The following is a 309-nucleotide window of genomic DNA, read 5'->3' on the forward strand; positions in this document are numbered from 1 at the left end:
ATGGGGCTGGTTTTAGCATTTCACTTAGTGCTGTTGTATGCGCTGCTCAATGGCTTAGGGACAAAGATCGTACAGATCATCCAAAAGCCAATGGAGACTAAAATCGTGGAAGAGGTAAAACCTCCGCCACCGCCACCTGATACGCCACCACCACCGCCGCCGAAACTGTTGGCTCCACCGCCACCATTTATTCCGCCGCCAGAAGTGCAAGTACAGCAGCAGCCACAGCAAAACACGATCAGTGCCGTATCGAACGTGAAGCCAGATAACCCAGTGTTTGCTAAAACACAGCAAACAGCACCACCAGAG

General features: G+C 51.8%; 1 pseudogene. It reads left to right on the forward strand.

Annotated features, from left to right (window positions below):
- Positions 1–309: pseudogene (locus tag ACO0K2_RS19730) on the forward strand (energy transducer TonB); the annotation flags it as partial.

Source organism: Undibacterium sp. MH2W, assembly GCF_049340215.1.
Lineage (GTDB): Bacteria > Pseudomonadota > Gammaproteobacteria > Burkholderiales > Burkholderiaceae_D > Undibacterium.